Origin of the sequence: Pseudoalteromonas sp. Scap06 (assembly GCF_013394165.1) — a bacterium.
GTDB lineage: Bacteria > Pseudomonadota > Gammaproteobacteria > Enterobacterales > Alteromonadaceae > Pseudoalteromonas.
The window spans coordinates 2222069-2246153 of sequence record NZ_CP041330.1 but is presented as its reverse complement, the minus strand read 5'-3'; the positions used below and the strand labels follow the sequence as shown (position 1 = coordinate 2246153).

The window sequence follows — 24085 nt, the reverse complement described above, 5'->3', positions numbered from 1 at the left end:
CAAGTAACGACATTTAAGCTGACTGTATTACCTTTCTCTTGGTTTGCCTACCGTTAAGTAGTGCGCCCAGCCACATATTTTTAACTAATAATAAATAACTTATTTGACCTATAAGCAATGTAACCACCACGCTTACTATAAACTTTACTAAAACTGGCCAATTAGTATTAATCAATGGCATCTGAATATAAATCAGCACTGGCACATGTATTAAATAAATCCAATATGATGCATTTGAGATGCTGCGACTGAGCTTACTTTGGTGATTTAAAAAACGATGCCCAAGTAAAAACGTTATGGCGGTTAACAAAATAACACTCAGTCCTTGTGATAAAACATGTAATACATGTAGCTCTCCCGCTGCGGCAAAATACCCCGAAGTTGCGGCGGCAATCACTTCATCTAAGCTTGGCGCGGCTGGTAATAAAGAAAAATAACCAGTCAGCGATATTGCAATACCCAAAATAAGAGGCCATAAGTACTTATGATATGACCAAATGAGCTGCTGTTTTTTATAAAGCCCCACTCCTAACCAATAAAAACTGCCGTAAAAACCATACGACCATAACTGTGGCGTGAGTTTATCAGGAGCAGGAAATGGAATAGATTGCCCCATTAATGAAAACGTTAACACGATGGGAAGTACAACCCACATAAATAAAGGGTGAACGCTAAGCGCATCGAATTTATTGCCTAATAAGTTAGTTGTTTTCAACAACCAGTGAATTAAGCAAAACTGGAATAAGTTCCACAAAAACCATAAGTGCATAGTGCTAACAACAGGCTCTTTAATAACTTTAAACACAGCAAAAATCGGCGGTATTGGATTAGCTATACCGGCTCCAAAACTCAATGCATGGTAGTAAACGGCAAAGCTTAAAGGTAAAAATACAATAAAAGGCAGTAGAATATGTTTACTGCGATGATGTAAAAAGCGCGCGTTGCTCGATTTATCTATTAAAAGTGCACTGCAAAACCCTGCAATAATAAAAAATAACGGCATCCGAAATAAGTGCAGCGTATGCGTAATATAATCAAATAGACCATGTGTGCTTGAGTCTGCCGTAAACCAAATATTGCCAAAGAACGGACTGTAGGCTAAAGCGGCATGAAATACGATGCCGAGCAATAGCGCGAGGCTGCGTAAATTATCAATGTAATGTAATCGACTGTCTTTATTCATTAATGTGCCCAACTATTTTTTATTAATAAAGCATAAATGAATGAGGTTTCATGGCACTAGTCACAAAGCTCATAGCCCGAGCTATGACAGATGTCACTGTTTTTACAACGCGAGTTCTGCAATAATTGCTAAAAAAATATGGCCACAGTAATGGAATCAACTATACGACATACAACCGATTGGCATTTCTCAACATTGGCATCGTGGCTTGGAGTGACATCGGCGTGTGCCTATTATGCCAACTCAGAATTAGCGCTATATTTGCAAATCATAGTAAGTGGTTCCATTTTAGCTATTTTGCTGTATGTGTTAAAACAGCCTAACAAATTTGTTCACGGCGTAGCACTTGGCTATTTCCTGCTTATTTTGGCAATGATACAACTGAGTTCAACATCCTTAGTTTTTATCCACCTAGTGATGTTTACCGCGGTTTTTAGTCCTCATTTTTCGCTTCCTAAAATACTGGCTTGCGTTGTGGCCGCCATGCTGGTGTATGGTTTAACGCATTATGCGCGCTGGGAAAATGGCATTCCTTGGGTCACGTTTACAATTTGGTTTTTCTTTTGCTTGATGAATTGGTTTGTTAGCCGGCGTATTGTCGAAAGTTTAAATACACATTACCAATCCCGCCAAAACTACAAAGAGTTAAAAGCCACCCAACACATGATGGGGGCGATGCATGCAGCGCAAGAGCGACAAAATATATCACGCGAGCTCCATGACTCACTCGGCCATAAGCTTACCGCGCTCAGCATTAATTTAGATTTTGCTAAAAGAGCAGCAAATGAAGCCACCGTTGAAACCCTCTCTCTTTGCCACCAACTTAGCCAAGAAGTATTGGCTGAGGTGCGCGAAATCGTTTCCACTCAACGCAATGACAAAACGATTCTTAAGCAAGCTCTTGAGGCCATTTGCGAACTGACACCTAATTTACACTGTGATCTCCAACTAAGTAAGGAGACAGAGCAGCTTCCTCAAGACGATACCCTGTGTGTATTGCGGTTTACCCAAGAGATGATCAGCAACACCCTTAAACATACCCAAGCAAACCATTTTACTTTGCATGTAAATGTCACCCACGTTGGCCAACAGCCGCTGTTAATTGCAAAGGCGTATCATAATCAGCCAGAGACCCATTTACCAAAACAAGGGAATGGATTAGCAGGATTAAATGAGCGAATGGCACAATTTGGCGGTGAATTTTCACAACACCTTGAGCAAGAAACACTGATCAATACCATGACACTGCCACTCAATTTAGAAGAAAAAAGCCATGATAAAGTGCCTACTAGTTGAAGATCAGACCTTAGTTCGTTTAGGCCTCGCTAATTTACTTAACCTCGATAGCGCCATTAATATCGAAGCCCAAGCTGAAGATGGCTTACAAGCGCTTGCACTATTAGCTGAGCATAGTTTTGACATTGCTTTACTCGATATGAGAATGCCGAATTTAGATGGGCTCGGCGTGCTGCAAAAAATGCGTGAAAAGGGTGATAAAACCCCTGTGCTGATCATTACCACATTTGAAGATTGTGATGTATTAGTCAAAGCCCTTAATCTAGGTGCTCGTGGGTATGTGCTTAAAAACATTGAGCTTGAAGAACTTATTAGCGCTATCAAGCAGGTCGTTGCAGGTGAGCGAGTATTGCAAAGTGCGGTGACTGATTTTTTACTCAAAAAGCAGTTAAGCCCTCAGCTCTGCTTAACAGGCAAAGAACAAACCGTATTGCAGTGTTTGTCTTTAGGCATGTCGAACAAAGTGATTGCCAAAAAATTAGATAACTCTGAGGGGACTATTCGTAATCATGTGTCACAAATCCTTGCTAAGTTAGAGGTAGAAGACCGCACTCAGGCCGTTATAAAAGCCATTAATCAAAACCTAATTTAACACGCGAACAGCATCAAATTCGCACGGAAACACCCCAAACTAACCAAGGTATACCACCAATAAAAAAGAAAGGAATAGCTAAAAACAATTGTTGGAGCACCCACGTTTTTTAGATGAGTTGATAAAACTTTTTTAAAGATACTGATTTTTTTCTATCTTAAATTCAGGTGAAGAATTTAGTTCAAGGTCACAATTTAGTTGCCACCAATCATCCTTTAATATTTTTGAAGTGAATGGGGTCACCCATTAGAAAGTTCCGGTCAAGCAGGCAGCTGTGTTTCCTTGATCTTTTATTCAAAAACTAAGTGTTTTTTATTGTTTAAACTCAATTTAAATATGACTACGCACCTAGTAATAACGTCGATTGGTGTGAATATGCACTATGGCTTAGGTAAAAAACGCGATATGAATTTAGGCAGTTTAATTAAGCATTATTGATGATTAATTAATGCCCTTGGCTTTCGCCTCAGTCATCGTTTAGTACCAATGTCAGTCCAGTTTCTGGCTGTGTTTACACACTGCGCTGTAACAATTCTGTGGTTTATGCTTGAACATAACCAGCCCTTGGTGGCTCAAACATTGGGCATATCCAGTATTTAAAATATGAGCGGTTAACGTGCAGGCTCAATCAAATCTAGTGGTTTTACCAACCCCATTACTAGCTCAACACATTAACCTAATTTGTTTTTTCGTCGCTAGGAAAAAGCCTTGTGTTCATCAAATGGAACATTATCTTTAAGCCTGTGATAACAGGCTCTTGCGAGCTTATGCGCAACCGTTTTAATTGCGATAACTTGGTTCGTTTTAGCCAGTTTTCGTTGATAATATTTTTTGATTGTCGGGTTGTACCGAATGGCAAAATTAGCGGCCTCAGTAAAAGCCCACGCTAAATAACGATTACCATTCTTCTGATTCGTAGCGCCTTTTTTCTTTCCATTACTGTACCTTGCTCCTTTAACACAGCGACAATACGATGAGAAATTCCCTGGGCTATTAAAACGTTTAATAGTGCCTGTCTCTAACATAATGGTCAGTGCTAAGGTATTCCCAATTCCATCAATACTGGCTAGGTTCATAAACTCAGGGGAGAGTGATGTTTGTTTTAAAATAGCGCCTTCTATCACATTAATTTGCTGTTGGGCACAGCGTATTAATGAGAGGTTAGAAATGACTGACAGTGCTGTATTCATTGAGCTAAAGTCTGCATGTACCTGCTCAGTATCAACGCCTTTTCTGATAGCGGCCATTTGTTTTATTTTGTTGCTACTGAGCTTATATCCAAGATGTCGCATGTAACAACTTTGTACTGATTAATAAGTTTTTAGTGGACTTTAAACTCTGTATCCATTAAAGCGTCGACTAACCAGTACCAATTAAATGTTGATTCGACAACAAGCTCTTTTAAGTTGTCTTTATAAGGACTTAGAAAAGATAAAATGACAGACATGTCATTATTTAAACGCTTAACGGTAAGTGTTTCACCTTGTTCATTAATGATAGCAACAACAAAATTTTTTGAATACAAGTCAATGCCACCATATAGTTTCATACCAAGCTCCTCGAAATACAGTTTATGTTTTGGTCAACACAACTGTATCGAAAAACTCGAGAAGCTTTCTATATGATTATCAAATCTTGATTTTGGACATTAAAGATTTTCAAGGTCTGCTCAAGGCACAGAGCAGTCAACTAAACTGGGCTGTATTATTAAGTGGTTAGCTACATAAAGCCTGTATTTAGTAACTTTATGCCATTATAAGCTTCAATCTTATGCCAACTTACACTTCAAACAACATTGGGTGTATTAAAATTCCATTTATCTATTTTCTAATATTTTATTTTGTTATTCGTGCGCTAATTCTAGCTTTTACGCACTTAGCTAATTCTTTGTCTTTATAGACAATAGCTAATGGGTAAGTAATAATTAAAACTCGTGATTATACTTTACGCCGCAGGTGTTCAATAAAGCTATTAAGGGTCAATATGACATCTCAGAGGAATAAATGGGCGCTGGCAATATTACTCGGGCTTATTGGAGGTTGCGTTAATCTTTTACCTCTGTATTTTTTTGATAGCTCTGAATTTTTATTTGGTCAGACGTTTGTAATACTTAGCCTAGTGTTTGCAGGGCTTCGTTATTCTCTCCTTAGCTTAGCGATTGTAACTGGTTTTTTATTTTATCGCTGGGGACATAGCTGGAACAGTGTTGTTTATGTGCTTGAGCTGTTTTGGCTTTATGCCTTTTGTTTAAAGCGTTCTAAGCCAATACTTCCCTTAGGCGCTGTATTTTGGTTTTTAGTAGGTTTACCACTGGTGTGGTTTTTGGGTCACTTTGTTATAGGCCTGCCTTGGCTCACACTTGTTGTGGCTGCCTCAAAGTACTTAATAAATGCCATGATTGCATTGGCCCTGGTCGACTTGGTCAGTCTGTTTGTTCCTCATGCCAGTCGAGTCTATCAAGGACAACCTCTTGCACGTATTTTAAGTTATATTGTTAGCGTTATCATTATTTTAGTGGTGTTGATCACCAGTGTTTCTTTGGTTAATCAGCATTATTCGCGTTTAGAATACGAAGTGAATACGCAACTCGAAGAGCAGTCTCAATCAATTAGCACTCAGCTCAATGATTATTTACAGTTTCATAAAAACGCGGTTGTAATGACCAGTAATACAATTAGCGTTGGTGGACAAATTCAGCCTCAGTTAGAGCAGTTGATGGCTTTATATCCAGGTTTTTTAACTAGCCTTTATGCCAGTCCAAAGGGCCTTGTTAAAAACAGCATGCCGAGCGAGCTACTAAGTGGACTAACTAAAGAGCAGCGTTATGTTAATGATCGCTCTTATTTTTCTCAAGCTCAGCAGTACCCTTTCGGTTATAGCAGTGGTGTATTTCGAGGAAGGGGATTAGGGAATCAACCGATCGTAGCACTTTCCGCTCCTATTTATAGAGATGATGAATTTTATGGTGTTATTGAGGGCTCGCTCCAACTAGACCGACTAGAGCGATTTATTCCGGACTTATTTGAATATAAAGGGCAGTTAGTAATTTTAGATGCCAACAAAAAAGTAGTATTTAGTTCACTAAATCAGTTTACTGCACTGAGTGACTTTAACCTGCAAGCTTTTAAAGCTCAGCGTCAACCTAACAGCCAACTATTTCGCTCTGCTGATAATGAAATGTATCACACCAGTCAGTTTATTGATGACAAAAATGGTTGGCAGGTCATTTCTTTTTATAATCGAAAGTACATAACCATAGTGGTCGTGGGTACATGGTTGCCAACCATGCTACTAGGCTTAATTTCGATGGTATTGGTTGTGTTGTTTATTTATAAATTTACTCACTTACTTACCAAGCCAATTAGAGAGCTGACTAATTTAATTCAAGACTTTAGCAAAACAAAAAAGCAGGTATTCAATACGGAATCTAGTTGGTATGAAGTACTACAATTGCAGTATCAATTTGACATGTTGGGCAGTGCGTTACAGCATTCAATTGGCAATTTAGAAGCATCTAATATAGAAAATGAAGAACTCAATAAGCAGCTTAGCCAATTTAATCAGCAATTAGAAAGTAAAGTCGCAGAGCAAACAACTGAATTAACACAAACGGTTAAACTCGCCAATGAAGCAAATATTGCTAAGTCACAATTTTTAGCAAACATGAGTCATGAACTTAGAACACCTATGAATGGCATATTAGGTATGGGAGAGGTTTTGCTTCGAGATCAGTCCTTGAGTACCGAACAAAAGGAATTGTTAATCACACAGCAAAAAAGTGCCAAAAACTTGCTTAATATTCTTAACGATATTTTAGATTTTTCTAAAATTGAAGCAAATGCCATGGAGCTAAATATTAGGCCCACGCAGCTAACTCCATTTATCGAAAATATACGCTCTTTATTTTCCTCGATTGTTGCTGCCAAAGAGGTAGAATTTACGGTTATTCAAACTAATAATTTGCCACAGTGTATTAGTATTGATGAATTACGCTTAAATCAGGTGATCATAAATTTACTCTCTAATGCGTATAAATTTACGCAGCAAGGCTTTGTAAATTTATCGTTTGATTATCACGATAATAAGCTTCAAGTTAGCGTTGAAGATAGTGGTATTGGTATTGCGAAGGCACAGCAATCACTGTTATTTAGCGAATTTACTCAAGCTGATGTGGGCGTTGCGCGTAAATATGGAGGAACAGGGCTCGGGTTGGCTATTTCTCAAAAGCTAATAAAAATGATGGACGGTGAAATTCAGTTACATAGCGAAGAGGGTAAAGGTAGTACGTTTACATTTAGCATTAGTGCACCAAAATCAGCAGAAGCCCCATCAACATTACCTAAAAAAACAGCTATGCAACCAAACCTGTTGGGTAAGCACATACTGTTAGTTGAAGATAATGCGATTAACCGACATGTTATTTCAAAAATGTTGGAGCCGACTGAAGCGGTGATAGTTATGGCCGAGGATGGTGTTAAGGCTCTTGATGTATTAAAAGATCAATCGTTTGATTTGATTTTAATGGATTGCCAAATGCCTAATATGGATGGCTATGAATGCACACGTACGATTAGAGTTATGGAAGTTAAAACAGGTTTGCGAGTGCCTATAGTAGCGATTACGGCTAATGCCTATGAAGAAGATAAACAGCGATGTTTAATAGCAGGTATGGATGACTTTATTGCCAAACCAATTAATAGTGATGATTTATACACTGTGATTGGTAACATTCTCAGCTGATAATAGTTCAACAGGCAAAAGCTTACACCGTGCCAGAGAGTATCCGCTTGCCAAATGGTTAAATGTATCTAATTAGTTTTATGAGCAGAAAAATAAGATAATAGAATGGGGGGATTAGCCTGAGTAAACTAATGGAAAGTCGGCGCTACTCAGGCTATATAATTACATTGACTCTAATTTCATGCCGCGTGTTTCTTTGATGTATTTAACCACAAAAAATACACTAATAAATGCCGAAAGAGTGTAAAAGCCATAAGCACCTGCTAAACCAATACTGCCGAGCATAATCGGGAAGGTCATAGTAATAGCAAAGTTAGCTATCCATTGTGCGCTAGCTGCAACAGCAAGGGCTGCTCCGCGAATACGGTTATTGAACATTTCACCAAGTAGTACCCATACAATAGGGCCCCAGCTTAAGCCAAAAAATACCACAAATAAATTAGCCATTATTAATGCAAAGGTACCCATATTTTCGCTAAGTGCTAACTTGCCCGCTTCATCAAGGCCTGCACTTCCAAAGGTGTAGGTAAGTGCACTTAAACTAATAAACATACCTATGCTACCTACCAATAATAGTGGCTTACGGCCTACTTTATCGACTAAGGCAATAGCTATAAAGGTAGATAAAATATTGGTGGTGCCTGCAAGTACATTAATAAACAGTGATTGTGATTCATCAAAACCAGCGGCTTGCCATAGCTCTGAGCCGTAATAAAATACCACGTTAATACCAACAAATTGTTGGAAAACTGATAAAGCCACACCCACCCAAACAATAGGATGTACTTTTTTACTGCCATCAATAAATAAGTCGCGAATACTTGGTTTTTTATCACTTTGCAGAGACTGTTTCACGTCATTGATTTGCGTATCAGCATCGTCATTTGAGATTTTATTAAATACAGTTTTAGCGTGTTTAAGTTTACCTTGTGCGACTAGGTAACGCGGTGACTCAGGAATAAAAAGTACGCCAATTAAAAATAAGCCTGCAGGAACAAGTTCAGCCCAAAACATCCAGCGCCATGCGGCTAAATCTAACATTAAAATACCTTCGGCACCGCCAGCGGCGTTAGCAATTAGGTAATTACTTAAAAAGGCTGCAAATAAACCAAGTACGATAGCGAGTTGTTGTAATGTCGCTAAACGACCACGTAAACTTGCTGGTGCTACTTCTGCAATATAAGCAGGTGCTAAAACAGAGGCTGCACCTATGCCTAATCCGCCAAATAAGCGGTAAAAAATAAACTCAGCAGAACTATCGGCAACCCCAGAGCCAAAAGCGCTGACTGCAAATATAATGGCAGTGACAATCATAATAGCGCGACGGCCAAATTTGTCAGCTAATGGGCCAGCAGCTAAAGCCCCCAGCGCACAACCTAATAATACAGATGCAACATTAAAACCAGTTGCAACACTGCTTGAGTTAAATGTATTACCTAATGCCGATACGGTGCCGTTTATAACGCCCGAATCGAAACCAAATAAAAAGCCACCAATAGCGGCAACGGCCGATATAAAAATAACATATAAAAGCGAGCACTTAGTCTGTGCGCTATGCTCACCTTTAGTTGCATGCTGTGTCGTCATGTTGTTCAATCCTAATTTTTATTATGTGTAATGTAGTTAAAGTAGCACTAAATTTGCTGGCAACCTTAGCACAGAGTGATCACGCTAAAAAAGATATTTCAATAGTAATACGTATGCATAAAAATTTTATTGGGTTGATAAAAATAACGAGATACTAGATACTGTTTTTATATACAGTATGGGCGGTTTTATGAAAAAAGAGTTACCAGCGAAATATTATTTGGCACATTTTAGAGAGCTATTAACGTTTGTGAGCGAGAAATGCATGCATTTACTCGAGCAAAAGCATATTTCATTTATTAGTAAAATAAACACGCTCGACGAACAGAGCCAGTGTATGTTGGCGCGCATTTATTCTCGTAAGCCTTATTTAGTTCAAACCCAATCATTAAACTACGAAGAAATTAGCTTGCCATACCAAGCACTTTTTAAATTAAAAGCGGCAAAGTTAATTGCTGAACCTTCTCATAAAGATTATAGGCAACTACTAAGTCACCTAACAAAACCGGCCTTAACAGAGCTGCTAGAAAAGCAAGAACAACCGCCATTATTTAAAAAAAGCGCTGCTAAAAGTAACTTAGTTGAAATAGTTAGTTCATTCTTTGAATCTAAGCCAGAGTGTCTTGCACACTTATATAATCAGTACGTGATAAATAATAGAGAAGAGTATTACGAGTATTTTGAATTTTTATATATCGGCAGGCTCAGTGCAGGCGATATTAATCATCAAAATCGATTTGTACTGCGAGATTTAGGCGTAACACCTGTTAGGCAAGAGCATAGTGAAAGCTTGTCGCGCTTTGATTCAATAGAGGAAGCGCAGTCTAACTATGCATTAAACCGTTTGCGGCTAACGCTTAAAAATACAAAAGATGACAATGAAAGAGAGGTACTAGCAAAGAAGCTAATAAATGAAGTAGCGTTAGGGGATCTTGCACAAGAGTTAAAAAACAAGTTACTGGTTATACTTTATAAGCAACTAAAAACAACTAACCCAACACTTGCGTTTGATGTACTTAATGCTTGCGAAGACGATGCACAAGCCCTCGAGATTCAAATAAGGGAGCAATATCGACAAGGCAATAAGCAATGGGTAAAAACGCAGCTTGAGCAAATTATAGAAAACCCGCTTACTGATGAGTTACTGTATTTTGCAGATGACTTTTTAATGCGTAAATTTAACAAGCAAACCCGTTCGCGGCTCAGTGAAATGTTAGCCAGTACACGCTGCATTATAGAAGTTGATGAACTCTACCGCGGCGATGTTGAGTTAGGTGTAAGCGATCACTACACTCGTCAAGGCAAACAGGTTTTTTATACTGAAAATACTTTGTGGCAAAGCCTATTTTCGCTGGTTTTTTGGCAAGAGCTATTTATTGAAACCCCGACGTCGCTTTGTAATGAATTTGATATTTTCCCACAAGCGTTAAAAACAGACTCCTTTTACTTAAATCAATCCTCACAAATAGAAGCGCGGCTGGCTGCGTGTAATAGTACCCCCAAATTGCTGCGTTTAGTGTGTAACCATGCCGCGAAGTATTATGAGCAACCAAATGGCTTATTTAGGTGGCACCCAGATGTTTTAAAGCCAGTAGAGATGCTTATATTAAATAGCCCAATAACGGCTTTACTTCAGCATTTAAAAAATATGGCAAAGAACTACCGACAGCTAAAAGATGGTTATCCCGATTTAATGATTGTTGATAATAACGCCGTTCATTTTGAAGAGGTTAAAGCGCCTGGCGATAAGCTCAAAAGAAACCAGTTAGTGAGTATCGATAATTTAAAAAACTGTGGCTTTATCGTAAATATTGCAGCGGTAAACTGGTATGTAGATCCTAAGCGGATTTATAGTGTGGTAGATATTGAAACAACAGGGGGCCTAAAAGGGGGGAACCGAATTACCGAAATTGGTGTTGTTAAAATACAGCAAGGCAACATTATTGATACATGGACTACGCTGATAAACCCAGAGCGGCCTATCCCTCGTTTTATTACTAAACTAACCGGTATCAACGACGCCATGGTAAGTGATGCGCCTATATTTAGCGACATTGCTTCGACTTTATTAGATAAGCTTTCGGGTAGTATTTTTGTCGCTCACAATGTTAATTTTGATTATGGCTTTATTAAAAAAGAGCTTGATGGGCTGGGAATCAACTTTAAAATGCCAAAACTATGTACCGTTGTTGAATCACGTAAAGCATTTAAGGGATTAAAGTCGTACTCACTGGGGAATTTATCTGCACACTTTAATTTAGATTTAACTAACCATCACCGTGCATTAGATGATGCTAAAGCGGCCGCGCAGTTATTGTTACTGGTACAACAATCTACAAATAGGGTTTGCGTTTAGGAAGTAAAAAGCGCTAAGTGCGCTTTGTTACTTTATTTTCAAAGTCACTTTTTACGATATCGAGCGCTTTTAATACTTCTTCTGGCTCTACATCGTGTTGCTCTAAAATCATAATTAAATCAACAGCCAGTTTCACGTGTGTAGGAGCTTCTTCTAGTGGGTTACTCATGGAGCGCTTTCTTTTTAGCTATTTGATCAATCGCAAAATTAATGGCAACTTCTACGCGTTGCTGCATATCTAAACGATCTGTTTGAGTTAAATAAAACGCCATATCTACATCGTAACGAATATAGCGGGGTGGTAATTGATTGAGAACGGTGCAGCAAAAGTCAGCCATTACATCGTCGTTGTAACGTTCATTAAGTTTACGTTTTTCTATTTCTTCTAAAACGAGTTTTTCGTAAAAATTGTGTATGTCGTCATCTAATCGCATATTCCTGTCACTCTTTTTTATTGTCTGTAATGAGTCTATACCAAGGATTGTTATAAATCGAGAGTCGCTTTAAATAGTTGCTTATGGACACTAACTAAATTGTTGATGTTACGTTGATAACCGCCACCTAAAGCGCACGTCAGTGGTATGTTTCGCTGCTTACAAAAGTTAAGAACAGCAAAGTCGCGTTTATACACACCAGCTAAGGAAACATCAAATAAGCCGAGTTCGTCTTTGGTATAAATATCGGCGCCCGCATTATATAAAATAATATCGGGCTGGTGCAGACGAACACATAACTCAAGAGCTTGCTCTAGTGTTGTTAAATACTCTGCATCTGTGGTGTTTGCAGGTAAGCCAAAGTCATAGTTTGAGAGCTGTTTTTGCCGAGGAAAGTTTTGTTCACAGTGAATTGAGCAACTAATTATCTGCTCGTGCTGTTGGGTTATTTGCGCGGTACCGTCACCTTGGTGTACGTCACAATCAAATATTAATACAGTGTCGGCTTGCTCTGTTGAAATAAGATGCGCTGCCGCAATGGCTAAATCATTAAAAATACAAAAGCCACTGCCGTAATTGCTGTAAGCATGGTGATAGCCGCCACTTAAATTAACCGCTAAACCACTTTCAAGTGCTGTTTCAGCGGCTTGAATACTGGCACCAACAGAGTAAAGAGTTCGCTCAACAAGTTTATAAGAGTGAGGAAATCCCATTTTCTTCACCGCTTTGTCAGTTAACGACCCGTTTAAAAAGTCAGCAATATAATCTGAGCTATGGCATAAGCTTAACTGCGCTTTAGTTGCTGGCGAAGGCGATATAAACCGCGTATAGCCTAAACGTTCAACTTCATGCTTGAGCTGTTGATACTTTTTAATTGGAAATCGATGGCGCTCAGGGAGCGTTAAAGCAGAGTAGAGAGGGTGATAAAAAAGCTGCATTAGCGTAGCTGTTGTTTTTCTACTTGTTGAATTTTGTCTTCGGTGGCAGAAATTGCTTTTCTACAACGGCCGAGTCGTGCATGAGTAGTTAAAATTTCTTGGTTAAGCTTTTGTGCTTGCGCAGGCGATGCTTTTTCCATTTGCAGTTTACGCTCTTCAATCATCAGTACTAGGCGACGTTCAAATTCATGGTTTTGTTTAAGTTCATCATATAATTCGTGGGATGATTGCATGATTTTTTGCACCGCTTGTTTATAAACAGGCTGTTTAGCACGAGGCTTATAATGACTTTTATTTTCTTTCACCCAAATAGGGGTCGATTTAATAACATTAAATACCGCTTGTACCTGACTGGCAATACGCTCAAGTGCATAGGTGTATGCATGACGGTGTTCGCTCGGTGGTAAGCTGGCTATTTCATCTTCTATTTCTACTACGTAGTCGGCTAAGTTCATACTTTTGGTGCTAAACACGGCTCTGTCAAATAGGCTCGGCTGTGCCTGCATATACCGGTTTTTAGAAAAGAGCTTTGCTTTGTCAAATTGCTCTGCTTGTTGCTTAAGCGTGGCAACTTGTTGGCGTAGTTTGTCTAAAGCAGCAGATTGCATATTAAAAGTATGCCTCGTAAATTAGTTTTAATGCTAAAAGTATAACCATAGTATTAAATACTGGACGAATAAATTTACTGCCAAAACGAATCGCTGAATGTGCGCCAAACCATGCACCAAGCATGATAAAGAAGCCCATTGTAATTCCCAGTAAGAAGTTAACATGGCCAAGTGCAACAAAGGTGATCAGCGAGATAAAGTTAGAAACAAAATTCATTGAACGCGCCAAACCACAATTAAGTAGCAAACTCATTTTATAAAGCATACCGTTTGAGGCAGTCCAAAAAGTTCCCGTTCCAGGCCCAGCTAAACCATCAAAAAAACCTAGGCTTAATCCTTGTAGCCACTGTTTTACTTTTATTGTGCGGGTTAATTTAGGCAGATCATCACTTTGTGTGGTACTTAAATTACCAAACAAGCTGTAGCAAGCCACTAAAATAATAATAATGGGTAAGAGCTTATTTAAAAACTCGATACTTAAATGATCAACAATAAGTGTGCCTAACAAAGCACCTATGGCGGTAGCCATAATAGAAGCAAACCAAAATCGTGGACTAAATAACTGTTTTTTATAATAGGTGATACTGGCCGTTAACGAGCCAAAACTGGCGGCCAATTTATTAGTGCCAAGCGTCAAATGAGGAGGTAATCCCGCCGTTAACAGTGCCGGTACAGTGAGTAAACCACCACCGCCAGCAATAGCATCAATAAAGCCCGCTAAAAGTGCAACGCCACATAAAATAGCCCAAGTTGTTGGGTCGAGTGCAAGTTCAAACATCAGTAATCTATTTGTCTTTTAAAAGGTGGTAAGGTGTCGAGCATGGCTTTGCCATATCGTTTGGTGATTAAGCGTCTATCTAAAATAGTTATTGTGCCAATATCACTTTCTTTGCGCAGCAGTCTACCACAGCTTTGTACCAATTTCTTTGCTGCGTCTGGCACGGTTATCGATAAAAACGGATTACCGCCTTTACTTTGCACAAACTCCGCTTGTGCTTCTTCGATAGGCGAGGTGGGCACCGCAAATGGAATTTTTGTAATAATCAGGTTTTCTAAATATTTACCAGGTAAATCAAGTCCTTCAGAAAGGCTTTGGGTGCCAAATAAAATACTGCCTTTGCCTTCATCAATATTTTTAGTGTGTAATTTGAGTAAAGCTTCTCGTGACATTTCACCTTGTACTAATAAGTTAAATCCTTTTGTTCTAAGAAACTTACTTACATGGTCCATTTGCCAGTAAGAGGCAAATAACACTAAGTTAGCTTTTTTAGTGTTTAGGTATTCGGGTAATGTTTTAGCAATATGATCGCTGAATTCTTTATCTGTTGGCTCTATGCTTGACGTCGGAATACGCAGAGTGGCTTGTTTTGGGTAGTCAAACGGGGAGGGGACTTTAATAAACTTTACCCCTTCTTCTTTAGCAAGGCCACTTTCATAGGCAAAATGATCAAATGAGCCTAGTGCGCTCAAGGTAGCAGAACATAGCACGGCTCCAGCACATTCGCTCCACAGCTTGTCTTTTAAATAGTAACCGACCTCAATGGGGCAGTCGCTAAGCAAGTGATCATGATGGCTTTTATATTCAAGTCGTTTTATCCAACGCGCATGCGGCGTGCCTTCACCTTTAGTGGCGTAACTAAACCATAATTTATTAAGTTGTTCTAACCGGTTTATGTATTGCCCACTTTCAGCCAGAATGGGGTCGGCAACATAAGGTTTAATATCACCGTCGCTTACATCTTGTGTGAGGGTATCGTGCATTTTATTCAAACAGCGTAAAGCATCAAGCGTAGCCTCACTAATGTCTTTTGCCTTAGCGTGTAACGATTTAGGAATTTCACCATGTTCAAAGCGATAGGTATCGTCTTTTGAATATTCAAAATCGGCGTTGTCGAGAATATCGCGGACTACTTTTAAATCTTTGTTAGCATCGTTAACGCTATCGCATAACTTAAAGTTTTGCCCAATACCTTTTTGCCCCACTAACACTTTGGCCATTTTGCCACTAAATTTAGTGAGTTTGTCGAGCCAATCTATCGTGCCTTTTATGGTAGCTGCAGCAGATGAAAAGTCGCGGGTAATATGCGCAAGGTGATGCGCTTCATCGATTACATAAATGGTATTGTCGGGTTCGGGTAAAATTTTTCCGCCCCCTAAATCTAAATCGGCTAACAGTAACGAATGGTTTATAACTAATACATCCATTTGCATTAACTGCTGGCGGGCGAGTTGAAAAGGACATGTTTGGTGTGCTTTCATCTGGCGTTGGCAAGCATGCTTATCGCAAGCAATTAGTCCCCATACCCTATCAGGAATGGTATCAGCCCAGCTGTCTCTATCGCCTTGCCATTTTTTGTTTACATAGGCATCGTAAAGTTGCTTTAAGCACTTAGTTTCCATATCACTTAGTGGTGATGTAAGGGTAGGCATAAACTCCATTTGAGTTTGGCTATCGCTGTTCAGCGCATTATGAAGTTTGTGAGCGCAAATATAACGTTGGCGGCCTTTTACTAAATCAAATTTAAAATCGAGCCCTGAGTGCTTTTTAAAAAACGGCAGTTCTTTAGCGATTAATTGCTCTTGCAAAGCAACAGTAGCCGTAGAAATAACCAGTTTCTTTTTTTGTGCTAATGCCAATGGTAGAGCGCCTAGACAGTAAGCTAATGACTTACCGGTGCCGGTGCCTGCTTCAATAACACAAATACGTTGTTTTTTATGGTATTCACCGGCTAATGTTTTGGCGATTTCAGCAACTAAATAGTTTTGACTACTGCGAGGGCGGTAATCGGTTAGGTTATTTGCAACATGCTGGTGTACTTGTCTAATTGTTTTTTTAAGTGAGCTCGATAGCATGTGATGATTAACCTAAAATATGTATATAATTACAGTGTATATATTAAGTGGGATCGAACATTGACACAAGCAATCTATCAGGGCTTTATTTTATCAAGGCAACAATACGGGGCTAAAAATGCACAAGGTATTACTTTGTGTTACTGGCTAAGCTCTGATCAGGGCCCGATAAAAGTGACGATTGAAAACCAGCAAGCGGTATTCTTCATCCCATTAGCACAGCAGCAGGCAGCGAATACCTTGTTGACTAAGGCGAGTGTTAACGTCCAGTTTAATAATGTTGAGCTTTGTCACTTTAGTGGTAGCGAGTGTGTTGCCTGTTACTTTAACGATATAAAAAGCCTATACACTGCAAGAGCTCTTTTAGAGCAAGTAATGCCAATTTACGAAGCCGATGTGCGCCACAGTGATCGCTTTTTAATGGAGCGCTTTATTAAAGGAGGTGTATGGGTAACCGGTAACGCCAAAGCTCAAAACGGCTTTATTGAAATTAGTGATGCAAAGCTAAAAGCAAACACCGAGTATACGCCAACGCTTAAGTCTGTTTCTTTGGATATAGAATGCAATGGCGACGGGGTGTTATTTAGTGTTGCACTGGTGGGAAATGGTTTAGATTGTGTATTGATGATAGGTGAGCAACAGCTGCAGAGCGACTCGACATTTGAAATAGACTGGTGCTATGACGAAATTAACCTACTCACCAAGCTGCAGCAGTACATTATAAATAATGATCCCGATGTTATTGTTGGTTGGAATGTTATTGATTTTGATTTTAGTTTATTGCAAGAACGCGCTGAGGCGTTAGGGCTTACTCTAAACTTTGGTCGAGATAATCAACCTTTATATATTAATAAGGGTCATTACACCCGATTAACGCTCCCAGGGCGGTGCGTCATTGATGGCATTGATACCTTGAAGAATGCCACTTATAGATTTGACAGCTTTTCGTTAGCTAATGTTGCAGAGCGGGTGCTTAACGAATCTAAATTAATAAAAACTGACAACCGATTAACAGAAATTGTTCGTCAATTTAATGAAGACAAGCTAGCTCTTGCTGCCTACAACCGTCAAGACTGTATTTTGGTTAATCAAATTTTCGAAAAATTAAAGTTATTTGAATTTGCCATAGTTAGAACTCAAATCACTGGGCTCGAACTTGAACGCATGGGTGGATCAGTTGCCGCATTTACAAACTTATACTTACCGTTATTACACCGCAGTGGTTATATTGCCCCCAATTTAGGCGATCATGGGCTCTCATTTGAGAGCCCAGGTGGCTATGTGATGGAGTCGACACCAGGGCTGTATAAAAACGTTTTGGTATTGGATTTCAAAAGCTTATATCCTTCAATTATGCGTACGTTTTGTATTGACCCGCTAGGTTTAATCGTAGGGCTAAATGAGCCAGAACAAGCAGTTGAAGGATTTAATCAGGCATTATTTTCAAGAACGCAGCACCACCTGCCTAAATTAATTGAGCACCTGACACAAACTCGCCAACAAGCCAAAGACACTAATCAACCCATGCTCTCGCAAGCGATTAAAATTATTATGAATAGTTTATATGGTGTACTCGGCTCAAAAGGCTGTCGGTTTTACGACCCGCGCTTATCGAGTTCTATCACTTTACGTGGCCATGAAATAATGCAAACAACCCGTAAATGGATAGAAGTGCAAGGCTTTGAGGTGATATATGGTGATACCGACTCTACGTTTGTAAAACTTAGTGAAGATAAAAGCCCTGAGCAATGTAACGAAATTGGCTGCCAACTTGTTCGACATATCAACGAAAAGTGGCAAGTAGAATTAAAGCAGCGTTATGACTTAAAAAGCTATTTGGAAATTGAATTTGAAACCCATTACAGTCCGTTTTTTATGCCAACTATACGAGGTAAAAAAACAGGTTCTAAAAAACGTTATGTGGGGCAAGTAACTAAAAATAATGAGAAAAAACTTGTATTTAAAGGTATGGAAACAGTACGTAGCGATTGGACTGAGTTTGCACAAGAGTTTCAAACACAGTTATTCGAGACATTATTTACCGACAACTTCGAAATACAGCAACTGCACGATATTATAAATAGCTACACTCAAAAGCTTTATAATGGTGAGTTTGACCGTAAATTAGTATATAGAAAGCGTTTAGGGCAGCACCTTAACGATTATATTAAAAATATCCCACCTCACGTTCAAGCAGTTAAAAAACACAAAGCGAGCCATCCTGAGTTTGAAATAAAACGCGGGCAAGTAATCGAATATGTTTACGCAATAACTGGCGCCGAACTTTATACTGGTAAAAATATCCTTAATTACCCCCTATACATTCAAAGACAGCTTGAACCCGTAGCGCAAATGATATTAAGCGCTTTAAACACATCAACTGAATCTACTCAAGCTACATTATTTTAACTTAGCTATGAGAAAAATAGGTGCTTTGTAGGTTTTTTCGATTATAAGTTCCTATTTCGCATAAAAATTGTAAATTTTAAAGTTAACATTTGTGATCATGATTACAGAATTGTTTTAAATCACTACAAAATAAAAATCTAACATAAATTAATAATTGCCATTTAAATCAATTATTTATCTTTTTGTTTTTAGGTTGTTTCTAAATCAAATCCAAAAAAAAGCTTAAAAAGCGAACCAAATAAACTTAAAAATGATAACGAGACGTCACTTAAAGTGTTTTTAAGGTTAATTTAATGTTGACCGTGTTGTGGTCAAAGTATTATCATCTAGGGCATGATCACAATTTAATTAACAAAAGTGGTCAAAAATAAAAAAACAAATAGTATTCTAGGGAGAATCAAATGTTAAATAACAAAGTTTCAAAAGCAGTTCGTTTAGCGATCGCTTTTGGTGCAGCTTCTACTGCTGCTTTCTCAGCAAGCACAATTGCTGCAGAAGAAGGCGCTGAAAAAGTTGAACGTATTCAGGTTACAGGTTCACGTATCAAGCGTACTGATATAGAAACTACGGTTCCAATTACTACAATTGGTCGTTCAGATATAGTAGCAATGGGTGCTATCAATGTTTCTGATATCTTAAATCAGTCTCCAGTAACAATTGCTGGTGCAGACCAATCTAATTCATCATTTAGCACTTCTGGTGTTGGTCTAAATACAACATCGCTTCGTAACCTTGGTGAGTCAAGAACACTTGTATTAGTTAATGGTCGTCGATTTGTATCTGGCCGTTCGCCTTCTAGTGGTTACGCAGTAGATTTAAACTCTATTCCAGCATCTATGATTGAGCGCATTGATATCCTTAAAAGCGCATCTTCAGCGGTTTATGGTACTGATGCTGTTGCTGGTGTAGTTAATATTATTACCCGTAACAATGTTGAAGGTGTTGAAGTTAATGCACAAACTGGTATTTCATCTGAGGGTGACCGCGAAAAGTATTCATTAAGCTTAACCGCTGGTAACAGCTGGAGCACAGGTAATGTAACAGCATCTTTTGGTTACGATGATGATAAAGGCCTAAAGCCTGCAGACCGTGCTTTTTCAGAGTTTGACGAAGCGATATTACTTGATGAAAATGGTAATGAGTACGTAGACAAAGTATTCTCATCTTACCCTCCTCAAGGACGTATTGGTAGTTTTAATGGTGATGGTACACCTTATCAAGGACTTGCAGGTGGTGAAGCCTTTAACCGTGCAGCTTTTCGCCAGCTTGTAACACCATTAGAAAGAAAATATGCAGCTCTAAATATCAAGCAAGATATTAATGATGAGGTTCAATTTTTTGCTGAAATGAACTGGAACTCTTCAAAAACTTATGGTTCAACAATTGAACCAACTCCATTCGCTACTAATGATGTGTTTATTCCAGAACGAGGTGGTGTAGGCGGGATCAAGCTAAGTAACCCAATGATTCCTGATTTGTTACGTCAAAACTTAATGGCTGCTAACCCTGATTTAACTATGGATGATAATATCCCTAATCTGGTTCGCCGTATGGTTGAGTTTGGTCCTCGTTCTACAGATTTAGAGCGTGATACAATCCGTATCGCAACTGGCTTTGACTGGTTTATAAATGATGACTGGTCTTTGAATACTTATGTTTCTTGGGGTAAAACAGACCAACGTCAAGACAGCGGTGGTCAAGTTAATATCGAGAGAGCAGCCAAAGCATTTGACGTTGTAGAGAATGCAGATGGCACACTACAATGTGCTGACGACCTTGCTATTTTACAGGGCTGTGTACCGCTTAATTTGTTCGGCGCTGGTACAGTATCTCAAGAAGCAGTTGATTATATTAAAGTGCCTGCAAAAATCGCTGGTCAAACTGAACAATTTATTGTTTCAGCATCACTTGTTGGTCAATTACCAATCGAGCTTCCTGGTGGTTTTGTAGGAGTTGCATTTGGTGCAGAGCACCGTTTTGAAAGTGGTTTCTTTAACCCTGGTGATTTAGCTCAAACGGGTGCTTCTAGTACTAATAAGTCGTTACCAACAGATGGTAGTTACTACTCAAATGATTACTACGCTGAAACAATTCTACCAATACTTGACAACCTTGAAGTTGACTTAGCTGCTCGCTATTCAGACCATGAAATTGTTGGCGGTCAGACAACATGGAATGCTGGTATTCAGTACTCTCCATTAGATACGCTTAAATTCCGTGCTTCTGCTGCAACAGCAATCCGCACACCTAATATTGCAGATTTATTCGGTGGTCGAAGTGAGACTTTTGCTGGTGTAACAGATCCGTGTAGCGGCGTTACTGCTTCTGACACAGGTAATGCAGCTCAAAACTGTTTGTCAATTCCTGAAGTTGCCGCGCGTGTAGCAGCTGATGGAAAATTTGAGCTTACACAGATCGAAGCTCAAAGCGCTGGTGGTTTTATTGGCGGTAACGAGAATGTTAAAGAAGAAACTGCTGACACATACAGTGTAGGTGTTGTTTGGCAGATGACAGAAGAGCTTTCTTTAACTGTTGATTATTATGATATTTCAGTAGAAGATGCAATATCAAGTACTAGTCGTACTACTGTACTTAATCGTTGTTTTGATGTTAGTTCAGCTAACTTTGACCCATCTTGTGGTGGTAACGCATTACGTGATGCGAACGGTGCATTAGTAGAAGTTAATTCAGGTACTGGTAACGAAAATAACATCGAAACTTCAGGCGTAGATATTGAATTAGCATACAAATTAGATACAGAGTATGGTGCTTTTGGAGCTAACTTAATTTGGAACCACTTAAGCAAATACGATACTACAGGTATTGAAAGTGGCGAAACAGTTGAATACGCTGGTGAGGTACTTACACCAGATAACAGAGCTAACCTAAACCTAACTTATGGCATGGAAGATTTAAATGTTTCTTGGCGTATGCGCTACTGGGATCGCTCAGTAGATAGTGTTGAAGGTGCTAACTTTAACTACACTGATTTTACACCGTTAGAGAAGTATAATAACTTCCCATCTGTTGTTTATCATGATGTATCAGCAGGTTATAACTTTACTGATAACACAAGTGTTACATTAACTGTTCGTAACTTATTCGATAAGCAACCACCAGTTGCGAACCAAAGTTCATCAAATGGCGGCACTGGTATTAATACAGTATCAGAAGCTTATGATGTAACAGGTCGTTATTTACAGTTGAACTTTACTACTAAGTTCTAATTTAAGTACAACATATTAAAAAGCCACGGTATACCGTGGCTTTTTTTTTAGTTTTTCCCAAATTTTTTGCTAATATCCATTTTTTGATCATCCTAGACTTATGACCTACACCCTCAGACCCTACCAGAGCGAAGCGGTTGAACGTACCGTTTTACATTTTAGAAAAACTAACGAACCTGCTGTTATTGTATTGCCTACGGGGGCGGGTAAAAGTTTAGTGATAGCTGAGCTTGCGCGTATTGCTAAACAAAAAATATTGGTATTGGCGCACGTAAAAGAATTAGTGGAGCAAAATGCTCAAAAATATAAAAGCTTTGGCTTGCAAGCGAGTATATTTTCCGCAGGACTCAAAGAGAAGTCGTTAACTCACCAAGTTACCTTTGCCAGTGTGCAGTCGTTATCGCGCAATCTAAATAAACTTAATGAGCACTACTCATTACTTATTATTGATGAGTGTCACAGAGTAAATGGCGAAAAGAAAAGCCAATACGGAAAAGTTATTAATGCACTTAAATCTCACAACTCTGAATTAAAAGTATTAGGTTTAACCGCGACGCCTTACCGACTAGGGCTAGGCTGGATTTATCAGCATCATTACCATGGCTTTGTGCGTGGTAATAAGGAAAGCCCATTCAAACGCTGTATTTTTGAATTACCTTTGCGTTATATGATCAAGCATAACTACTTAACTCCCCCTAAAGAGGTTGATGCTGCAATTAGCCATTATGATTTTTCATCTTTAACTAGCAATGCATTTGGGCAGTATAGTAATGAGGATATGAATGCGCTGTTAAAAAAATCGACCCGTGCAACTCAAACAATTCTGCAGCAGGTTATTCAATATAGTGAGAACCGCCATGGCGTGATGATATTTGCTGCTACGGTTATGCATGCACAAGAGATAATGACTTATTTACCCGAGGATGAAAGTGCGCTGATCACCGGAGATACTCCCAATAGCGAACGCGATAAAATAATTAAACAATTCAAAGCTAAAAAAGTAAAGTATTTAGTGAATATATCGGTTCTTACTACCGGCTTTGATGCACCCCATGTAGATTTTATTGCTATTTTACGGCCCACAGAGTCAGTAAGTTTATACCAGCAAATTGTCGGTAGAGGTTTAAGGTTGGCTGAGGGTAAAGATGATTGTTTAGTAATTGACTATGCGGGCAATGGCTTTGATTTATTTTACCCAGAGGTTGGTGATAAAAAAGGCGATAGCGATAATGAACCCGTGCAAGTGCTGTGTCCTGGGTGTGGCTTTGCCAATATATTTTGGGGTAAAACAGAGGCTGATGGCAAAGTAATCGAGCACTTTGGTAGGCGTTGCCAAGGCTTATTAGAAGACGATAATGGGGTAAGCGAGCAATGCGATTATCGTTTTCGTTTTAAAGAGTGTGAGCAGTGCGGCGCACAAAATGATATTGCTGCTCGAAAATGCCATGATTGTGGTGCTGTGATGGCCGATCCTGATGATAAGCTTCGTAATGCGTTAAATCTTAAAGATGCATTAGTCCTTCGTTGTAGTGGCTTGAGTGTGACTAAACTTAAAGAGCAATTGTTAAAAGTTACTTATTTTGATGAAGACGGAGCCAGTTGTGATGAAGTTTTTGATTTAGCAAACAAAGGATCACAGTATTACTTTAATAAGCAATTTGGTAAGCGTGTAGGGCAGGGACAGTCACCAATTGAATTTATCAGTGCAGAGCAAGTTATAAAAGCCCAGTTTGATTTAATACCACCGGATTTTGTGATTGCTCGAAAAAGTAAAAAGTATGGCTGGAAAGTGGCAGATAAACTTTTTGATTATAAAGGCAGCTTTAGAAAAGCAAACCAGCTAAGCCGATAGGCTAAGCTGG

Annotated in this window: 17 protein-coding genes; 7 read left to right on the top strand and 10 right to left on the bottom strand. The window is 39.0% G+C overall.

The annotated features are described in order from the left end of the window. Nucleotides 1-13: 13 nt before the first annotated feature. On the bottom strand, nucleotides 14-1183 hold the full coding sequence (locus FLM47_RS10405; RefSeq protein WP_178956328.1) for an acyltransferase family protein: 1170 nt from the start codon (nucleotides 1181-1183) through the stop codon (nucleotides 14-16). Nucleotides 1184-1333: 150 nt separating this feature from the next. Here FLM47_RS10405 and FLM47_RS10400 point away from each other — a divergent pair, with 150 nt between their 5' ends. Together FLM47_RS10400 and FLM47_RS10395 are read left to right on the top strand one after the other, a co-directional pair. Then, a complete protein-coding gene (locus tag FLM47_RS10400) occupies nucleotides 1334-2479 on the top strand; it encodes a sensor histidine kinase (RefSeq protein ID WP_178956327.1) in 1146 nt (381 codons plus the stop codon). Next, nucleotides 2457-3071: a response regulator transcription factor gene (locus FLM47_RS10395; protein WP_138605015.1), complete on the top strand. Its 615-nt coding sequence runs from the start codon at nucleotides 2457-2459 to the stop codon at nucleotides 3069-3071. The genes FLM47_RS10400 and FLM47_RS10395 overlap by 23 nt, the downstream gene beginning before the upstream one ends. A 695-nt stretch (nucleotides 3072-3766) precedes the next feature. Here FLM47_RS10395 and FLM47_RS10390 read toward each other — a convergent pair. Continuing rightward, complete coding sequence (locus FLM47_RS10390; RefSeq protein ID WP_256729711.1) at nucleotides 3767-4363, bottom strand: transposase; 597 nt, start codon at nucleotides 4361-4363, stop codon at nucleotides 3767-3769. Between the two features lie 29 nt (nucleotides 4364-4392). Next, nucleotides 4393-4620 carry a hypothetical protein gene (locus FLM47_RS18895; protein ID WP_249363147.1) on the bottom strand — a complete coding sequence of 76 codons (228 nt, stop codon included), beginning with the start codon at nucleotides 4618-4620 and terminating at the stop codon, nucleotides 4393-4395. A gap of 434 nt (nucleotides 4621-5054) precedes the next feature. On the opposite strand from FLM47_RS18895, the gene FLM47_RS10385 reads away from it, so the two are divergent. After that, complete coding sequence (locus FLM47_RS10385; protein ID WP_178956326.1) at nucleotides 5055-7811, top strand: response regulator; 2757 nt, start codon at nucleotides 5055-5057, stop codon at nucleotides 7809-7811. 162 nt (nucleotides 7812-7973) lie between these two features. Here FLM47_RS10385 and FLM47_RS10380 read toward each other — a convergent pair whose 3' ends face one another. Further along, complete coding sequence (locus tag FLM47_RS10380) at nucleotides 7974-9398, bottom strand: sugar porter family MFS transporter (RefSeq protein WP_178956325.1); 1425 nt, start codon at nucleotides 9396-9398, stop codon at nucleotides 7974-7976. A 190-nt stretch (nucleotides 9399-9588) separates the two neighbouring features. On the opposite strand from FLM47_RS10380, the gene FLM47_RS10375 reads away from it, so the two are divergent. Continuing rightward, nucleotides 9589-11754 (top strand): exonuclease domain-containing protein, encoded by a 2166-nt coding sequence (locus tag FLM47_RS10375; protein WP_178956324.1) that lies wholly within the window; start codon nucleotides 9589-9591, stop codon nucleotides 11752-11754. Nucleotides 11755-11767: 13 nt separating this feature from the next. Here FLM47_RS10375 and FLM47_RS10370 read toward each other — a convergent pair whose 3' ends face one another. The 6 genes from FLM47_RS10370 to dinG are packed head-to-tail and all read right to left on the bottom strand — an operon-like array spanning nucleotide 11768 to nucleotide 16587. After that, complete coding sequence (locus tag FLM47_RS10370) at nucleotides 11768-11923, bottom strand: YbaM family protein (RefSeq protein WP_138605011.1); 156 nt, start codon at nucleotides 11921-11923, stop codon at nucleotides 11768-11770. Further along, complete coding sequence (locus FLM47_RS10365) at nucleotides 11916-12188, bottom strand: late competence development ComFB family protein (protein WP_138605010.1); 273 nt, start codon at nucleotides 12186-12188, stop codon at nucleotides 11916-11918. Before FLM47_RS10365 ends, FLM47_RS10370 begins: the two co-directional genes overlap by 8 nt. Nucleotides 12189-12238: 50 nt before the next feature. Then, a complete protein-coding gene (locus FLM47_RS10360) occupies nucleotides 12239-13126 on the bottom strand; it encodes a histone deacetylase (protein WP_178956323.1) in 888 nt (295 codons plus the stop codon). After that, complete coding sequence (locus FLM47_RS10355) at nucleotides 13126-13734, bottom strand: primosomal replication protein (RefSeq protein ID WP_054202432.1); 609 nt, start codon at nucleotides 13732-13734, stop codon at nucleotides 13126-13128. The genes FLM47_RS10360 and FLM47_RS10355 overlap by 1 nt, the downstream gene beginning before the upstream one ends. A 1-nt stretch (nucleotide 13735) precedes the next feature. Beyond that, nucleotides 13736-14512 carry a TSUP family transporter gene (locus tag FLM47_RS10350; protein ID WP_138764511.1) on the bottom strand — a complete coding sequence of 259 codons (777 nt, stop codon included), beginning with the start codon at nucleotides 14510-14512 and terminating at the stop codon, nucleotides 13736-13738. Beyond that, on the bottom strand, nucleotides 14512-16587 hold the full coding sequence (gene dinG, locus FLM47_RS10345; RefSeq protein WP_054202434.1) for an ATP-dependent DNA helicase DinG: 2076 nt from the start codon (nucleotides 16585-16587) through the stop codon (nucleotides 14512-14514). Before dinG ends, FLM47_RS10350 begins: the two co-directional genes overlap by 1 nt. A 60-nt stretch (nucleotides 16588-16647) precedes the next feature. Here dinG and FLM47_RS10340 point away from each other — a divergent pair, with 60 nt between their 5' ends. The 3 genes from FLM47_RS10340 to FLM47_RS10330 all read left to right on the top strand — a co-directional run bounded on the left by FLM47_RS10340 (nucleotide 16648) and on the right by FLM47_RS10330 (nucleotide 24075). Next, the gene (locus tag FLM47_RS10340) at nucleotides 16648-18996 is read left to right on the top strand and encodes a DNA polymerase II (protein WP_178956322.1); all 2349 of its coding nucleotides are present in this window, start codon (nucleotides 16648-16650) and stop codon (nucleotides 18994-18996) included. A gap of 401 nt (nucleotides 18997-19397) precedes the next feature. Next, nucleotides 19398-22223 (top strand): TonB-dependent receptor domain-containing protein, encoded by a 2826-nt coding sequence (locus tag FLM47_RS10335; protein ID WP_178956321.1) that lies wholly within the window; start codon nucleotides 19398-19400, stop codon nucleotides 22221-22223. Nucleotides 22224-22323: 100 nt separating this feature from the next. Beyond that, nucleotides 22324-24075, top strand: coding sequence for a DEAD/DEAH box helicase (locus FLM47_RS10330; RefSeq protein WP_178956320.1), 1752 nt, complete (start codon nucleotides 22324-22326; stop codon nucleotides 24073-24075). The last annotated feature ends 10 nt before the right edge of the window (nucleotides 24076-24085 follow it).

What these genes read in the sequence shown, in the direction of transcription:
- FLM47_RS10405 (WP_178956328.1), bottom strand. Translation starts at nt 1,183, where the DNA reads ATGAATAAAGACAGTCGATTACATTACATTGATAATTTACGCAGCCTC.
- FLM47_RS10400 (WP_178956327.1), top strand. Translation starts at nt 1,334, where the DNA reads ATGGAATCAACTATACGACATACAACCGATTGGCATTTCTCAACATTG.
- FLM47_RS10395 (WP_138605015.1), top strand. Translation starts at nt 2,457, where the DNA reads ATGATAAAGTGCCTACTAGTTGAAGATCAGACCTTAGTTCGTTTAGGC.
- FLM47_RS10390 (WP_256729711.1), bottom strand. Translation starts at nt 4,363, where the DNA reads ATGCGACATCTTGGATATAAGCTCAGTAGCAACAAAATAAAACAAATG.
- FLM47_RS18895 (WP_249363147.1), bottom strand. Translation starts at nt 4,620, where the DNA reads ATGAAACTATATGGTGGCATTGACTTGTATTCAAAAAATTTTGTTGTT.
- FLM47_RS10385 (WP_178956326.1), top strand. Translation starts at nt 5,055, where the DNA reads ATGACATCTCAGAGGAATAAATGGGCGCTGGCAATATTACTCGGGCTT.
- FLM47_RS10380 (WP_178956325.1), bottom strand. Translation starts at nt 9,398, where the DNA reads ATGACGACACAGCATGCAACTAAAGGTGAGCATAGCGCACAGACTAAG.
- FLM47_RS10375 (WP_178956324.1), top strand. Translation starts at nt 9,589, where the DNA reads ATGAAAAAAGAGTTACCAGCGAAATATTATTTGGCACATTTTAGAGAG.
- FLM47_RS10370 (WP_138605011.1), bottom strand. Translation starts at nt 11,923, where the DNA reads ATGAGTAACCCACTAGAAGAAGCTCCTACACACGTGAAACTGGCTGTT.
- FLM47_RS10365 (WP_138605010.1), bottom strand. Translation starts at nt 12,188, where the DNA reads ATGCGATTAGATGACGACATACACAATTTTTACGAAAAACTCGTTTTA.
- FLM47_RS10360 (WP_178956323.1), bottom strand. Translation starts at nt 13,126, where the DNA reads ATGCAGCTTTTTTATCACCCTCTCTACTCTGCTTTAACGCTCCCTGAG.
- FLM47_RS10355 (WP_054202432.1), bottom strand. Translation starts at nt 13,734, where the DNA reads ATGCAATCTGCTGCTTTAGACAAACTACGCCAACAAGTTGCCACGCTT.
- FLM47_RS10350 (WP_138764511.1), bottom strand. Translation starts at nt 14,512, where the DNA reads ATGTTTGAACTTGCACTCGACCCAACAACTTGGGCTATTTTATGTGGC.
- dinG (WP_054202434.1), bottom strand. Translation starts at nt 16,587, where the DNA reads ATGCTATCGAGCTCACTTAAAAAAACAATTAGACAAGTACACCAGCAT.
- FLM47_RS10335 (WP_178956321.1), top strand. Translation starts at nt 19,398, where the DNA reads ATGTTAAATAACAAAGTTTCAAAAGCAGTTCGTTTAGCGATCGCTTTT.
- FLM47_RS10330 (WP_178956320.1), top strand. Translation starts at nt 22,324, where the DNA reads ATGACCTACACCCTCAGACCCTACCAGAGCGAAGCGGTTGAACGTACC.